Raw genomic sequence first — 15,735 nt, 5'->3', positions numbered from 1 at the left:
CAAAGATAACTACTGTTATTAATAAAAATTGTTTGGCCGTTGTAATCGCCAAATTTTAACTAATAAAAACCCGATAAGCGCACCGCCAAGGTGTGCAAAATGCGCCACCGAATCTCCGGAAAATTGCTTTACCCCTAAAAATAATTCTATCACTACATATACAGGAATGATATATTTTGCCTTGATAGGCACAGGTATAAACAATATCATCAGTTCAAGATTTGGGAACAGCATGCCAAAAGCAATCAGCAAACCAAATATTGCTCCCGATGCCCCCACAATCGGTGTCGCATAAATATCAATAAGTTTTTCAGCATTTTCGCCATATTCTGCATATGATGACTGAAGTGAGGGATGGGCAATGGTAAAGCTGCCGGTTATACCATGCACCTCTATGGCCTGTACCGCAATTTGAAACAGTATTGCCCCTATTCCGCATAAAAAATAGAGGTTAAAAAACTTTTTTGAGCCGATAGCATATTCTACAATAGGGCCAAAAGAAAACAAGGCAAACATGTTGAAGAAAATATGGCCCCACCCCCCGTGCAGGAACATGTAAGTAATGATTTGCCATAGCTTGAAATAAGGCGAATTAAAATAAAAGCCGCCTAACAATGGTACTATTTTGGCCTCATAAAATTGCCCAAACAATACAAATGGCAAAAAGCATATTATATTTATAATCAACAGGTTTTTAACAACAGGTGTAAGGTTAGCAAAAGGCGATTGATTGTATCCGTTCATATATAATTTAGCCTGGGGCTATTTTTCAAATCGTTCCATTAATTCGTTCATCGTAAAGGTACTGATTACGGGCTTACCATTCAATGCCTGGTTAGGTGATTCACAGGCAAAAAGCTGGTCGATAAGCTGGTTCATTTCCTCCAGGGATAGCTTGGTTCCTGATTTAATAGCGCCGTTACGGGCCAGTGACCGGGCCAGGTTATCCCGTTTATCTAATTTAAGGATGGCCATATTGTTTTTAAAACCTTCCAGTAAATGTTCTAAAAGCTCATGCTCGCCAACGTTGTTCAGTTCGGCCGGGATCCCCTCCACGACCACGGTGTTTTTTCCAAATTCGCGGATATCAAAACCCAGCGACCGGATATCAGGCAAAAGCTCTTTCAATAACTCAAAATCGGCACCGTTTAGTGTTACCGACTGCGGAAATAAGCTTTGCTGGCTCATCCCCGAATGATTTTGCAGCTGCTGTAAAAAGCGTTCGTACAAAATACGCTCATGCGCGGCCTGCTGGTTAATGAGCATAAAGCCCGATTTTATTTGCGACAGAATAAACCGGTTATGGATCTGGAACAGTTGCCGCTCGCTTGGTTTACTTACATCCTGCTCATCAACCGCTATGGTTTTTTCCTCGTGGATCTCGTGCTGAAAAAGGGTTTCCTTTTTGCTGATCTCATACAAAGTATCCCAGTTTTGTGGAATAGGGTCTTTTTTATAACCCCCGCTCTCTCTTAAAAATGGATGCTCCTGCCTGGGTTTTTCTGCTTTATCGGCAAAGGGGTTAAAGTTTGGATTAAAGGAAATAGTAGGGGCGATGATCTCCTCAAACGGCTTGGGGGTTATCAGGTGCTCGATACTGTTTTCCTGGTCAAAATCCAGGCTGGGCGTAATATTATATCTGCCCAATGACCGCTTCACTGCCGACCGGATTATGGCATAAATAGCCTTTTCATCCTGGTATTTGATCTCGGTTTTGGTTGGGTGTACGTTGATATCAATTTTTGAAGGGTCGATATCGATGAACAACACATAAAACGGAAAACAATCATCGGGCAATAGCTCTTCAAACGCCGTAGTTACAGCATGATTAAGGTACGAATCGCGGATGAAGCGATTGTTTACAAAAAAGAACTGTTCGCCACGGGTTTTGCGCGCAAACTCGGGCTTCCCTACAAATCCACGCAGCTTAATAATGGTTGTATCTTCTTCAACAGGTACCAGCCGCTGGTTATAATTATTGCCAAACAGGTGTACTATTCTTTGTTTAAGTGTGGTGCCCGGCAAATGATAAACTTCCTGGCTATCATGGTGAAGGGTGAAAAAAATTTCGGGATGTGCCAAGGCCACCCGTTGAAACTCGTCAATAATATGGCGCATCTCTACCGGGTTGCTCTTTAAAAAATTACGGCGGGCAGGGGTATTATAAAACAGGTTTTTTATGGATATCGATGTGCCCGCGTTGGCAGCACATGGTTCCTGGCTTATTACTTCGGAGCCTTCAATAGTTATACAACTGCCCAGTTCGTCTTCATGGCGGCGGGTTTTCAGCTCTACCTGGGCAATAGCCGCTATAGATGCCATGGCCTCGCCCCTGAAACCCATGGTACGAATAGCGAACAGATCTTCGGCCTTGCGTATTTTTGAAGTTGCATGACGCTCAAAGCACATGCGGGCGTCGGTAAGGCTCATGCCGCAGCCATTATCAATAACCTGGATCAGTGATTTACCGGCATCTTTAATAATAAGCTGTATCTTATCCGCACCTGCGTCAATAGCGTTTTCAACCAATTCCTTTACCGCAGAAGCCGGTCGCTGAACTACTTCGCCCGCGGCAATCTGGTTGGCAACGGCATCCGGTAAAAGCTGAATAATGTCTGACATCTAAAAAAAATTCCCTCCAATTTCTATTTCGATGCTAAATTAAATATTTGAAGGCATAACTTTATGATTTGATAGTTGTATATACTTTTGTGGTTTAATACAATTACAATAAACATACAATTACTTTATGAAGAGACTATTGCCCGCGCTGCTATTACTGGCAGCAGCCTGCAAACAAAAGGAATACAATGCCGATATGCTGGTAAAAAACGCGGTTGTTTACACCGTAGATAGCAATTTTACAACAGCAAGCGCATTTGTAGTAAGCGGAGGAAAGATACTTGCAGTAGGCAATGCCGATTCCCTTGAACAAAAATACAACGCCCGCGAAGTAGTTGACGCGCAAGGCGCCGCGGTTTATCCCGGCTTTATTGACGCCCACGCCCATTTTTATGAATATGGTATGGGCCTGCAGGAAGTAAACCTGGTAGGCACCCATAGCTGGCCCGAAATTATTGACTCGGTAAAAGCTTATTCCGAACGTAATACCGATGGCTGGATCATTGGTAATGGCTGGGACCAAAACGACTGGACAAATAAACATTTCCCCGATAAGGCAAAGCTGGATTCGCTGTTCCCGATGAGGCCGGTGATCCTTAGCCGTGTAGACGGGCACGCCGCAATAGCTAACCAGGCCGCACTGAACATTGCCGGTGTTAAACCGGGGCAAACCATTAATGGCGGCGAAATAGAAACCAGTAACGGGAAACTTACCGGTATTTTGGTTGACAACGCGGTAGGTATAGTTACCCGTAAAATCCCTGAACCTACGGCTGCTATTATAGATACAGCCTTGCTATCGGCACAGAAAAATTGTTTTGCCGCTGGCTTAACTACAGTTGATGATTGCGGGCTACCTTATACCATGGTAAACACCATTGCCGAGCTGCAAAATAAAGGCGACCTGAAAATGCGCCTGTATGTGATGCTGGCCGACCGACAGGAGAATTATGACTACCTGTTTAAGAAGGGAATTATTAAAACGCCCCGTTTAAATGTAAGGGCTTTTAAAGTTTATGCCGATGGTGCCCTCGGTTCAAGAGGGGCCTGCCTGCTAAAACCCTATGCCGACTCGGCCAAATGGAGCGGCTTTTTGTTGAGTAACCCAAAGCATTTTGAAGAAATAGCTCCAAAAATAGCGGCCCGCGGTTTCCAGATGTGTACCCATGCCATTGGCGATTCGGCAGTGCGGGTAATGCTTAAGATTTATGCGGCTAATTTAAAAGGCAAAAACGACCTGAGGTGGCGTATCGAGCATGCGCAGATAGTATCGCCGCAAGACCTGGACATGTTTGGCCAATACAGTATTGTCCCATCGGTACAGCCTACGCACGCGACATCGGATATGTACTGGGCCGGTAAAAGACTGGGCCCCGAACGGCTTAAAACAGCTTATGCCTATAAACAATTGTTAAAGCAAAACGGCTGGATCCCTTTGGGTACCGATTTCCCGGTTGAGAACATTAATCCGCTTTATACGTTCTATGCAGCGGTTGAGCGCAAAGATTTGAAAGGTTTCCCGGAAGGTGGTTTTCAACCTGAAAACGCCCTGACCCGGATTGAAGCATTAAAGGGAATGACCATTTGGGCAGCCAAAGCCAATTTTGAAGAAAAAGAAAAAGGCAGCATTGAACCCGGTAAATACGCCGACTTTGTGATACTGGATAAAGATATTATGAAAGTAAAAGGCAGCGAGATCCCGGCAACCAAAGTGACCCAAACCTATATAAACGGAGTTAAAGTATATGATAAAAAATAAATGGGGCCGTGTTCCTTTAGTACTATTAGGGTTTGCATTATTTAATACCGCTTGCGCGCAAAACCCGCCATTAACAGGGCAGGCCTTCATTGCCGAAGAAAGATTGGTTGGGAGCTCAACCGTGCTGCTTAACAATGCCTCTTATTTAGTCCCCCTGCAAAAGCTGGAGGATTTGAAAATTGCCAGTGTGCATTTTAGTAACCAGTATGCTACTGTTTTTGACAGCCTGTTAAATAAATATAACAAGGTTGATCTGTTTGATGGCGCAGCCTATTCAGGTAATAAAACGCTGGCCAACCTTACCTCCGATCTGAAGTTTTACAACACTATCATAGTACAGGTAAATGATGCCGATCTGGGTAACCCGGATTTGATCGACTTTATCAGCTCTAACCAAAAAAATAAGAATGTAATTGTCGCTGCCTTTGGAAACGGCTCAGTACTAAGCAAGCTTGATGTGGTTACCGCCCCGATAGTTTGGACAGAGCGGGTATCTCAAGTATCGGCCATGTACAGTGCCGAGGCCATATTTGGAGGCATAGGCATTTCGCAAAAATTAACAAAAAACTATAGCGCTGTGTATAAAACCGGGATGGGTTTTATTACCGATAAAACCCGTCTTCAGTACACCGTACCGGAAGAGGCCGGCATCAATGCAGCGAACCTGCAGGGTATTGATAAAATAGCGCAGGAAGCCATTCGCGAGCATGCCACTCCCGGCTGTGTGGTATTGGTTGCTAAAGATGGTAAGGTGATATTTAATAAAGCTTACGGTTATCACACCTATGATAATGTGATCCCAGACAAGCTGACCGATATTTTTGACCTTGCTTCTATGACCAAAGTATCGGCAACTACTATGGAAACCATGCAGCTTACCGACCAGGGTAAACTAAGCCTGGAGAAAACTCTTGGCGATTATATCCCTCTTGCCCGTAAAAGCAATAAAAACGACATCCGGATCCGCGAAGTGCTGTTGCACCAGGCGGGCCTGATCCCCGATATCCAGTCATTTGAAAAGGTAAAGCCAACTGATCACAGTACCGATTCGTCTGCTGCTTACCCCACAAAAGTATCTGATCATTATTACCTGCGCAAAGACTATTATAAAGATGTAATGCTGCCCGATATGCTGAATTCGCCGCTGAAAACAAGGGGGCAGTACGTATATAGTGATGTAAGCATGCTATTTATGCAGGAGGTTGTTGAAAACATTACTGCTGTGCCGCTCAACATTTATGTACAGCAGCATTTTTATACTCCGCTGGGAATGCAAACTGCAGGCTTCTTACCCTTATACCGCTTTACGCCCGACAGGATAATCCCTACCGAAAATGATAAGGAGTACCGCATGTCATTACTGGATGGATATGTACATGACCCAACAGCAGCGCTTTTGGGTGGCGTTGCCGGGCATGCCGGTTTATTTGGCAGTGCCAATGATGTGGCCATATTATACCAGATGGTTTTAAACAAGGGGAGTTATGGCGGTGCCCAATATTTTAAGCCGGAGGTTGTTGACCTGTTCACCTCCAAACAATCGCCGGTGAGCCGCCGCGGACTGGGTTTTGACCGCTGGGACCCGATAGCCGAAAGACACTATCCTTCAAAACTGGCGTCAGATCAGGCTTTTGGACATACCGGTTTTACAGGCACCTGTATCTGGGTTGATCCTAAATATAACCTGGTATATGTATTCCTGTCAAACAGGGTGAACCCCTCGGTGGCCAGTAAATTGGGCAGCCTTAATATCAGGCCGAGGATCCAGGATGTGGTTTACGAAGCGATAACGAAAGGGTTGTAAGAGAATTTCGGAATTAGGGATTTTGATTTCGGATTTGCCTCATTATTTGCAGGGGCTGTATCGGGTTGTATTTTAGACAGATTTGACGGTTGAAATAAAAACGGGTATATTTGATATATGACAACATTAACCATACATCCTGCAGATGCAGATCAGGAAACTGCAATCCGGATTTTTTTGGATGCCCTGCATGTTGATTATAAAACGAGTGAAATAACGGATGATACTGCTTACTTGCTTTCTTCAGAAGCAAATGCTCAGCATCTGCAAAAATCAATTGAGCAAGAGCATCAAGGTAAAGTCACCAAACTTAACCTTGATGATATATGGAAACTATAAATTTTACTGACGAAGCGCTGACTGATCTCGAATACTGGAAGAAGAGCGGAAATATCATTATCCTTAAACGGATTCGTCAATTGATCCAGGCAATACAAATTGATCCGTTCAAAGGTATAGGTAAACCTGAAGCACTAAAACACAACCTTTCGGGTGCATGGTCAAGACGCATTAACCAGGAACATCGTATTGTTTACAAAGTAGAAGACCATATTGTAACTGTTTACTCACTTAGGTTTCATTATACGAAATAATATCCCACATCTTGGGAGAAAAGTTATCCTGAAATAAAATGCCTCTGGATTTTTATGATATAAATGATATCCACCTCAGTCAAAAACTATTTGAGTTAGATGAAACGGACATTGAAACTTTAGAGCCGGTATTGTCCAGTTTAAAAAAGACAACAGGGGTAACAATTGATCCTTATGGGACAACGCGGATATATGCAAATCATATCTGGCTTATGATATCACTGATTCAGAGATTTTTGTTAACATTAAACAATAGTATTCTGAGTAAGCGTGCAATATTAAGCCGGGTGCTCGCTCGTTTTAAAGAGGTTCAGGAGGGTTTTATAATTATAGGTGATTGAGGACGGATTGAACATTTTTCAAATAGTGAAGGAATAATAACTAAACTGGCGGATGGTTTTCTTTTAAATAAAAATCCTAAATTTATTTAATCCCGAAATCGAACATCCGAAATCCCAAATCAGAACGATGCGCTATTTCACTATCCAGCCACCGGCCGAGCTTAAACCTTATGTAAGATTTTACTGGGTTTTGGAGCATGAGCTGGCGCCGGATCATTCGTCATATATTTATCGTTCTGTTGCTGATGCCTGTGCCGAATTGGTATTTCACTACCGTTCGTCGTTTAATGAATTGAAGGAGAAGAATGAGCAAAGCCCAAGCTTATCAGGCATTCAATTTCAAACTACACAATACCGCAGGTTTATAACAACCGAAAGCTTTGGCATTTTTGGCGCCTATTTTATCGTTCTGTTGCTGATGCCTGTGCCGAATTGGTATTTCACTACCGTTCGTCGTTTAATGAATTGAAGGAGAAGAATGAGCAAAGCCCAAGCTTATCAGGCATTCAATTTCAAACTACACAATACCGCAGGTTTATAACAACCGAAAGCTTTGGCATTTTTGGCGCCTATATTTATCCTTTTGCCGTGCCTTATTTTTTTAATATCCCCAGCAGCCAAACCAGTAACCTCGCATTTGATTTCGACACATTTTTAAGCCGGCCCGGCCGGGAGCTGGAAGAGCAAATCATGTTAGCCGGAAATAACTATAAACGGGCAGAGATCCTGTCTGCATTTTTAATAGCCCGGTTACGTCAAAATGTGTTAAAAGACGATCGCATAGCGGTAGCGATCAGGAATGTGATCCATAATAAACAATACAGAACGGTTGCTCAACTGGCTGATGCCTATAATTTATCGGCACGGCAGTTTGACCGTAGATTTAAGGAGTCCGCGGGCTTTAGCCCCAAAACCTATATGCGGCTCACGCGCCTCCAGGATGCGTTAAGGCAATACAATACGGATAAAACATTAACGCAGATAGCGCTGGAATGCGGGTATTATGACCAATCGCACTTTATTCATGACGTGAAGGAGTTTACTGGCTATCATCCGGGCTTTTATTTTTCAGGCAAGGCTGAGGGAACTGAATACCGGAACACATAATGTCCGGTTTTTACAATTTTGAGAACAGGGGGACAGCTAATTTTGAGAAAAAAACAAATTATGGCAACAATAAACATTCCCGAAAATTACCAGGCTGTTATGCCTTATCTCATTGTTAAAAACGGCGCTCAGTTTATCGGGTTTACCCAAAAGGTTTTTGGTGCGACTGAACAGTTTAAAACCATGCGCGATGAACACACCATTATGCACGCCGAGGTTAACATCAATGGCAGCACCATCATGTTTGCCGATTGTACCGATACATATCAACAGCAAAATGCAGGTATGTTTGTATATGTAGAAAACTGTGACGAAACTTACCAGAAGGCCATTGATAGCGGAGCCGAAAGCATTATGCCGCCGGCCGATCAACCATACGGCAGGAGTGCAGGGGTAAAAGATCCGTTCGGAAATACATGGTGGATTACTAACCCGTTATAAATAATTTGAATAATTTATGGAAATTACACAGCGCCTGCATCTTATCCGTAAAATCACAACATGAAAAATCTCTTGGCTGTTTTAGTGTGTTTATTTTATGGAATTACCGCTTTTGCCCAGGCAGCCCTACCTCAAACGCCACCGCCGCAAAGCAAATCAGCTCAACCTTTGCAGGCAAAGCCAGATACCGGCAAAGCTTTGTTAAACCCCAATCAAAGCCCCTCGTTTAAAGACACAACTACATATAAAAGCTACCAACCCAAGTCTCCCGGCGATTCCTTATACAGGCATTTACCTGATGCAAAGGAATGGCAGCCATCAATCATTGTTAACTTCAAAATCATTGCCGGTCTCGGCCATATAAATCCAAATGATGTTGCCTGGTTGACAATTTTTAAAGAAAAGGACGCTCCGGCAAACCTTGCCAACCTAAGCAGGTTTGGTATAATAACGATAACCCTTAAAAAAGGAGTGAAAATTGAAACAAATACCTGTGACGATATAAAAAGGAGATTTGGAGTAAGTGGTAAAGTGAGATTTGCTGTTGACGGCTATTTTGTTGACGATGAAAGTATGCTCATTTCGGCGCAGGACATCAACGAAATAAACCTAACCTGGAAAAAGAATAAAGATGGGTCGCCAGATGTAACGATCAATATATGGATGCTGGTGCCTGAAGCCCGCAAAGGCCCTATTGCCGGAAGGCACTCAACTGATAAACCCGGTGAAATTTATATAAGGGGATCGGCATCGAAATAATTTTATTTCGGATAAAATCTTTTCCTTTGCCGATCGTCATACATATAATATATGTACGCTTTTATTTTAGCATTACACTCCCTTACGCGCTGGTTTGTTTTGGCCAGCTTGCTTTTTGCCCTTTATCGCGCCTACAGCGGATGGCTTACTAACAAAAGTTATTCAAAATTTGACGACCGCTTACGGGTTATTACCACCAACATTGCCCATATCCAGCTAACTATTGGGCTCTGGCTGTATTTCATCAGCCCGATAGCCAATTATTTCATCAGCCATTTTAAAGAGGCGGTGCACGAGCGGCAGATCAGGTTTTTTGGCATGGAGCACGTTACCATGATGCTGATCGGCATTACGCTGATTACCATTGCCTCATCAAAAGCCAAACGAAAAACACTTGATAAGGACAAATTTAAAACCACGGCCATTTGGCTAACCATTGCCCTGCTGGTTATTTTAAGTTCCATCCCCTGGTCGTTTTCGCCGCTGATCAGCCGCCCGTTATTCAGGCCGTTTTAAATACCGGGCTTTGAAAACTGAGCGGTCATCTTATTTAAGGGCGAACCACCTCACTCAGCAACATCAATCACCAACTTACCGTTCGCCTTACCATTCTCTAATATCTCGTGGGCTTGATTGGCCGTAGCCAATGTAAATGTACGCTCATCTACCAGCGGAACAATTTTGCCGGCTTCAACAAGCTTTGTAGCCTCCTGCATAATTTCACCATGATGTTTGCGCCCTCTACCGGTGAGCATCGGCATCAAAGTAAACACTCCGGAATATGTAGCTCCCCTGAATGATAAGGGCGCCAGCTTATGCTCACCCCAACCCAGGCAGCTTACCACATGACCGGTATAATAACGTACCGCATTAAATGATGCATCTAAAGTGGCTCCGCCCAGGGTATCATATACAATGTCAAACCCTTCGCCGTTAGTATAATTGTTCACATATTCGTCAACTGTTGTGGCGCGGTAATCGATAAAAGTAGCGCCAATGCTTTCAATATATTGCTGTTGGGCCGCGCTGCCGGTAGCATATACGTCCGCACCAAAGGCTTTCGCTACCTGAACCGCTAAATGGCCAACGCCTCCGGCACCACCATGTACCAGCACTTTTTGTCCCTCATGTACATTTGCCCTGTCTACAAGGCCCTCCCAGGCAGTGATAAAGTTAAGCGGCATCGAAGCCGCCTGTCTGAAACTTAAGTGAGATGTTTTAATAGCAAGCAGGTCTGCATCAAAGGCAGCATATTCCGAGTAAGTACCCTGTAGCCCACCAATACCACCTGCAAGGCCATACACTTCATCGCCAGGTTTAAAAGTATTTACATCAGCACCAACTGCTTCAACTATGCCGGCAAAGTCCATCCCTAAAATTGCAGGTAAGGGCTGCCTGGCATGCCCCCCTTTACCGGTACGGATCTTATTGTCCAATACGCTGACGCCGCTGGCTATAATACGCACCAGTACCTGGCCTTTGGAGGCAATTGGGCGGTCAACTGCGGTTATTGTGAAAGGCGCATTTGCTTCAGGAGCGATAAGGGCCTGCATTGTTGTATTTTGAGTTTCCATTGTGTTGTTGTTTAATTACAATACAAAATTATACAAGGAGGCAGCCATATTCCTTGTACAATCCCTCGTAACATTTGTACATTTACACTATGGTAAAAGATAATTTATACCAGCCTTTTGAAGTTGTTTTGCGCGAACCACTCAGCGCCTGTCCCCGCAGCGAACACTCACACAGCTTTTTCGAGTTTATTTATATCATAAGCGGCACCGGAAAGCAGTGCATAAACAAAAGCAAGTTTACCTATAAACCCGGTCACCTGTTTTTACTTACACCTAATGATTCACATTATTTTGAGATACTAACCGAAACACAGTTCCTGTTTATCCGTTTCAACCCACTTTACATTAAAGATCGCGGCCTTAGCAGCGAAACAGCCGAGCATCTCAATTTTCTGCTAAAAAACGCAGGCCAGGCACCGGGATGCATATTAAAAACCGATGAAGACAAAGCCGTTGTAAAACCCATTATGCAGGCCATCATCAGTGAAAAAGAAAAAAAAGGGCTTTACAGTAAAGCGCTCCTGCAGCAATATATCAATACGGTTATAGTAATCGCCGCCCGTAATGTGGCTATGAGCATGCCCGATGAAGTTAGTGAGAACACCGAAGAAAAAACGCTTGATATCCTGCAATACATCCAGGCCAACATCTACTTCCCCGAAAAACTAAAAGCTAAAGTCATAGCCGATAAAGCGGGAATCTCTGAAAACTACCTTGGCCAGTATTTTAAAAAACATACCGGCGAAAGTATGCAGCAGTATATCATCAATTACAAACTGAAGCTGATTGAGAACCGTTTACTGCACAGCAACATGCGTATGGTTGAAATTGCCAACGAGCTTGGTTTTAATGATGAAAGCCACCTGAACCGCATTTTTAAAAAATACAGAAGTATGAACCCTTCGGATTTTAGGAAAGCGGGAGGAGAATTGAATGCCCTTGTTTAATACGTTAAAGGCGGTCATTTTTACATTAACGACCCGACAAACACAAGAATTATATTTTAAAAATCACCATGAATTGAAAATTTGATTAAAATATCTTCAAAAATTTCAAAATAATTTGCTTTTTTATCAAAAACACTTCATAAATTACAATTCTGAAAGATAACTGATTGTCAATTTTTAATTTATTGTAATTTTTTCATGGAAGAATCAGCTTATTTTGACAAATACAGCCCAATTGATAATGTTTGGGACGAAATGTATGGCTTGGATGCTAATGTTCGGGAGCATTACCGTAAAGTTATAGACTACATTTCGAAGGAATCGGCCGACGACCTGAACAAAAAGGAGGAGCTTGCCAAGCGCCTTTTCATGAGCCAGGGCATCACCTTTACCGTTTATAACAGCGGCGAAGGCATTGAAAAGATCTTTCCTTTTGATATTATCCCCCGTATCATCACTGCCGATGAATGGGCTTTTGTTGAGCGAGGCATTAAGCAGCGCCTTAATGCGCTTAATTTGTTTCTGAAGGATATATACCACAATCAGTTTATTGTAAAGGACGGCATAGTACCTATTGATATTATTTATTCGTGTCCGCACTTTCTGCGCGAGATGTACCAGCTCCAGGTGCCTTATGATATTTATGTACATATTTCGGGCATCGACCTTATCCGTGATGAAGACGGCACTTTTTACGTGCTTGAAGATAACCTGCGCACCCCATCGGGCGTAAGTTATATGCTCGAGAACAGGGAGATCACCAAACGCTTGTTTCCCGACCTGCTACCTCAATGCAGTGTGCGCAGCGTTACCGAATATCCGTCAATACTATATAAAAACCTGCTGGCGCTTTCACCCCGGCAGATCCATAACCCAACTATTGTTTTACTTACGCCGGGTATTTATAATTCGGCCTATTTTGAGCATACCACGCTGGCCCGCCTGATGGGGGTTGAATTGGTAGAAGGACGCGACCTGGTAGTGAACAACCATAAAGTGTACATGAAAACCACCACCGGGCTGCAACAGGTTGACGTGATCTACCGCCGGGTGGACGATGAATTTCTCGATCCCCTGGTATTTAACCCGGCAAGTATGCTTGGAGTAGCAGGCCTTATGGGAGCTTACCGTAAAGGCAATGTAGCCATAGTAAATGCTACAGGCACAGGCGTCGCCGACGATAAGGCAGTTTATGCCTATGTGCCCGATATGATCCGCTATTATCTAAACGAAGAACCCATACTCAAAAACGTGCCAACACACCAGTTAGGCAATCCGGATGAACGCGAAATGGTATTTAAAAACCTCAATAAAATGGTGGTTAAAAAAACCAATGGCAGCGGCGGTTACGGGATGCTGATGGGGCATGCAGCAAGCGAGCAGGAAATAGATGAATATAAAAAGGAAATCCTGAAAGATCCACGTAACTTCATAGCACAGCCAACCATCAGCCTTTCGGCGGCGCCATGTTACATGCAGGGCGAACTAAAGCCACGCAGGGTTGATTTAAGGCCATACGCGCTGTACGGCCCCGATGGCATTGAGATAGTCCCCGGCGGCCTAACCCGTGTGGCGTTAAAAGAAGGTTCACTGGTGGTAAACAGTTCGCAGGGTGGCGGCAGTAAGGACACGTGGGTGTTAGCCTGAAAGGTAAAAGGCTTTTAAATCAAAATAAAAAATAAGAAGGATGCGGAGCTAAGTAAATCCGAAATTGAACATCCTAATTCCGAAATTCAGATCATATGTTAAGCAGGGTTGCAGCAAGTTTTTATTGGTTAAGCCGTTACATTGAGCGCAGCGATGGTATGCTGCGGATGCTCAAAATTAATTATGCCTCATCGCAGGATACGGTGCAGGAATTTACCTGGGAGCCCGTAATGAGGATTTTTGCAGGACTAAACGCCGGCGAAGCCGAAAAGCTGGACAACGACAGCCGGTCGGTTTTAAAGTATATGGTTACCGGGAAAAACAATCCTAATTCCATACTCAACATCATTACACTGGCACGAGAAAACGCCCGCGGTGTACAGGAGCACATCACCAAAGACCTTTGGCAATGCCTGAATGAATATTACCACACCGTAAAAGATCCGCGACTGGAACGCGCCCTGCACCGGGAAGACCCGATAGGGGTACTGGACGTGCTGATAAAACAAGTAATGCTTTATTACGGCACGGTGGAGATCACTATGGAGCGCGGCGAAGGCCGTGCCTTTATGAACATTGGCAAATACCTGGAGCGGGCCATCCAGTCGGTTGATATTTTGGATACTAAATTCAGCTCGATAAGTGATAACCCCGATCTGCTTACTGATACCACTTACTGGAAACACCTGCTGCTTTCATTGGGTGGCTACGAGCTGTATTTAAAAACATACCGAGAAGGTTTTGAGGCCGAAAACGTTTTGGAACAGGTTGTACTGAACAACGATTTTCCGCGCTCGGTTATTTATTCGGTAAATAATATTCAGCGTTATTTCGACAGATTGAAGAATGACAGCAATGCCGATGACTACAGGGAAATGTCGTTTCAGATAGGCCGGTTGCAAAGCCGCATAAAGTATAGTTCGGTAAAAAGTATCAAACAGGAGGGCTTGCACTTGTTCCTCACCCAGATCAGGAGTGAGCTATACGGCATAGGCAATTCATTAAACCAACATTACTTTGCTAATTCATGATCACAATTTGAAGATGTTTTGATTTGAAGATTTGAAAATGCCAGTCTATCTTTTCATTTTCAAATTTTCAAATCCTCAAATTAAAAAATTAAAACAATGCCTGAATTTAAGATCCAACATATCACCAAATACACTTATGAAGGCCCTGTTCGTGACAGCGCCAACCAAATCATCCTGTTCCCGATAAAAGATGAATACCAGGAAGTAGTAAAACAGGAGCTAAGTATAACCGGCAACCCGGTAGTTGATACTCATACCGACTACTATGGCAACGAGGTTGGCAGTTTCACCTACAGCAACCAGCACAACATGCTGGTTATAAACTCAAAGCTGGTTGTCATTACCCGACAGCGCCCCCTTCCGGTTAATGATATTTTTCCGGAGCAGCAATGGGAAGATCTTAAGCGCCTTCAATACATGGTGCCCTATATTGATTTTTTAAAGCAGGAATATTTTGAAGGCCTGCCCGAGCTACAGGCAATAGTTGAGCAGGAACGGCGTAAAGATGAAACTCCCTTTCAGATAGCACTTCGTTTTTGCGGCTGGGTTTACAAAAACTTTGAGTACATCAAAGGTGTTACCACGGTTGAAACTACACTGGATGAAGTATGGAAGCTTAAAGCCGGCGTTTGCCAGGATTTTGCCCATATTTTAATGGTGATGCTCCGCCAGCTTAAAATACCATCCCGTTATGTAAGCGGCTATATCTGCACCCATAGCAGCGCTATGCGCGGCGAAGGCGCAACCCATGCCTGGGCCGAAGTGTATGTGCCCGACTATGGCTGGCTTGGCATCGACCCTACAAATAACTGTATTGCCAATGAAACCCACGTACGCCTGGCTGTGGGCCGCAATTTTTCAGATTGTTCGCCGGTTAAAGGTGTTTATAAAGGCGCCTACGGCCACAAGCTGGAAGTGTCAGTAATTGTTGACGATGCAGATACTATTGTTTTTGAGGATAAAACCCACGAATCGCCGGCTATGCACGCGGTAGCCGAATTTCCTAAAAACAGCTATCAGCGATATATGGAGATCATTCAACAGCAGCAGCAACAACAGCAACAGTAGGTTAGTTGGCAGTGGCAGTTTCCAGTTGGCGGCAGCAGCGGA

At 43.8% G+C, this 15,735-nt stretch carries 17 protein-coding genes; 14 read left to right on the top strand and 3 right to left on the bottom strand.

Going from position 1 to position 15,735, the window contains the following annotated elements; all coding sequences use genetic code 11:
• Nucleotides 1-18 precede the first annotated feature (18 nt).
• On the bottom strand, nucleotides 19-744 hold the full coding sequence (locus BLS28_RS15810) for a rhomboid family intramembrane serine protease (protein ID WP_091169174.1): 726 nt from the start codon (nucleotides 742-744) through the stop codon (nucleotides 19-21).
• A gap of 18 nt (nucleotides 745-762) precedes the next feature.
• Nucleotides 763-2,622: a DNA mismatch repair endonuclease MutL gene (gene mutL / locus BLS28_RS15805; protein ID WP_091169172.1), complete on the bottom strand. Its 1,860-nt coding sequence runs from the start codon at nucleotides 2,620-2,622 to the stop codon at nucleotides 763-765.
• 127 nt (nucleotides 2,623-2,749) lie between these two features.
• Between mutL and BLS28_RS15800 the strand changes: the two genes are divergently transcribed.
• The 10 genes from BLS28_RS15800 (at nucleotide 2,750) to BLS28_RS15755 (ending at nucleotide 9,942) form a co-directional block, all read left to right on the top strand.
• Complete coding sequence (locus BLS28_RS15800; RefSeq protein WP_091169169.1) at nucleotides 2,750-4,381, top strand: amidohydrolase; 1,632 nt, start codon at nucleotides 2,750-2,752, stop codon at nucleotides 4,379-4,381.
• On the top strand, nucleotides 4,368-6,185 hold the full coding sequence (locus tag BLS28_RS15795; protein ID WP_091169167.1) for a serine hydrolase domain-containing protein: 1,818 nt from the start codon (nucleotides 4,368-4,370) through the stop codon (nucleotides 6,183-6,185). Before BLS28_RS15800 ends, BLS28_RS15795 begins: the two co-directional genes overlap by 14 nt.
• Nucleotides 6,186-6,302: 117 nt before the next feature.
• Nucleotides 6,303-6,524 carry a DUF2683 family protein gene (locus BLS28_RS15790; protein ID WP_090532581.1) on the top strand — a complete coding sequence of 74 codons (222 nt, stop codon included), beginning with the start codon at nucleotides 6,303-6,305 and terminating at the stop codon, nucleotides 6,522-6,524.
• Nucleotides 6,512-6,778 (top strand): Txe/YoeB family addiction module toxin, encoded by a 267-nt coding sequence (locus BLS28_RS15785; protein ID WP_091169163.1) that lies wholly within the window; start codon nucleotides 6,512-6,514, stop codon nucleotides 6,776-6,778. The genes BLS28_RS15790 and BLS28_RS15785 overlap by 13 nt, the downstream gene beginning before the upstream one ends.
• Before the next feature lie 38 nt (nucleotides 6,779-6,816).
• Complete coding sequence (locus tag BLS28_RS15780; RefSeq protein ID WP_091169160.1) at nucleotides 6,817-7,119, top strand: hypothetical protein; 303 nt, start codon at nucleotides 6,817-6,819, stop codon at nucleotides 7,117-7,119.
• Between the two features lie 127 nt (nucleotides 7,120-7,246).
• Nucleotides 7,247-7,588: a DUF6597 domain-containing transcriptional factor gene (locus tag BLS28_RS15775; RefSeq protein WP_091169156.1), complete on the top strand. Its 342-nt coding sequence runs from the start codon at nucleotides 7,247-7,249 to the stop codon at nucleotides 7,586-7,588.
• A complete protein-coding gene (locus BLS28_RS15770; RefSeq protein WP_091169153.1) occupies nucleotides 7,585-8,226 on the top strand; it encodes a helix-turn-helix domain-containing protein in 642 nt (213 codons plus the stop codon). The genes BLS28_RS15775 and BLS28_RS15770 overlap by 4 nt, the downstream gene beginning before the upstream one ends.
• A gap of 60 nt (nucleotides 8,227-8,286) precedes the next feature.
• A complete protein-coding gene (locus tag BLS28_RS15765; protein WP_176844483.1) occupies nucleotides 8,287-8,667 on the top strand; it encodes a VOC family protein in 381 nt (126 codons plus the stop codon).
• A gap of 60 nt (nucleotides 8,668-8,727) precedes the next feature.
• Nucleotides 8,728-9,426 carry a hypothetical protein gene (locus BLS28_RS15760; protein ID WP_091169150.1) on the top strand — a complete coding sequence of 233 codons (699 nt, stop codon included), beginning with the start codon at nucleotides 8,728-8,730 and terminating at the stop codon, nucleotides 9,424-9,426.
• A 51-nt stretch (nucleotides 9,427-9,477) separates the two neighbouring features.
• Nucleotides 9,478-9,942: a hypothetical protein gene (locus BLS28_RS15755; protein ID WP_091169149.1), complete on the top strand. Its 465-nt coding sequence runs from the start codon at nucleotides 9,478-9,480 to the stop codon at nucleotides 9,940-9,942.
• 50 nt (nucleotides 9,943-9,992) lie between these two features.
• Here the strand turns inward: BLS28_RS15755 and BLS28_RS15750 are convergent, their stop codons facing one another.
• Nucleotides 9,993-11,000, bottom strand: a complete 1,008-nt coding sequence (locus BLS28_RS15750) for a zinc-dependent alcohol dehydrogenase family protein (protein WP_218134435.1) — start codon at nucleotides 10,998-11,000, stop codon at nucleotides 9,993-9,995.
• Between the two features lie 89 nt (nucleotides 11,001-11,089).
• Between BLS28_RS15750 and BLS28_RS15745 the strand changes: the two genes are divergently transcribed.
• From BLS28_RS15745 to BLS28_RS15730, 4 genes are all read left to right on the top strand, one after another.
• The gene (locus BLS28_RS15745) at nucleotides 11,090-11,947 is read left to right on the top strand and encodes an AraC family transcriptional regulator (protein WP_091169147.1); all 858 of its coding nucleotides are present in this window, start codon (nucleotides 11,090-11,092) and stop codon (nucleotides 11,945-11,947) included.
• Nucleotides 11,948-12,145: 198 nt separating this feature from the next.
• Nucleotides 12,146-13,594 carry a circularly permuted type 2 ATP-grasp protein gene (locus BLS28_RS15740; protein WP_090532594.1) on the top strand — a complete coding sequence of 483 codons (1,449 nt, stop codon included), beginning with the start codon at nucleotides 12,146-12,148 and terminating at the stop codon, nucleotides 13,592-13,594.
• 95 nt (nucleotides 13,595-13,689) lie between these two features.
• Nucleotides 13,690-14,625: an alpha-E domain-containing protein gene (locus BLS28_RS15735; protein ID WP_090532596.1), complete on the top strand. Its 936-nt coding sequence runs from the start codon at nucleotides 13,690-13,692 to the stop codon at nucleotides 14,623-14,625.
• A gap of 96 nt (nucleotides 14,626-14,721) precedes the next feature.
• A complete protein-coding gene (locus BLS28_RS15730; RefSeq protein ID WP_091169143.1) occupies nucleotides 14,722-15,693 on the top strand; it encodes a transglutaminase family protein in 972 nt (323 codons plus the stop codon).
• The last annotated feature ends 42 nt before the right edge of the window (nucleotides 15,694-15,735 follow it).

It is taken from the genome of Mucilaginibacter gossypii (assembly GCF_900100945.1).
Classification (GTDB): domain Bacteria; phylum Bacteroidota; class Bacteroidia; order Sphingobacteriales; family Sphingobacteriaceae; genus Mucilaginibacter; species Mucilaginibacter gossypii.
Note: the sequence above shows the minus strand (reverse complement) of the source record. Positions and strands in the feature narration are given on the sequence as shown.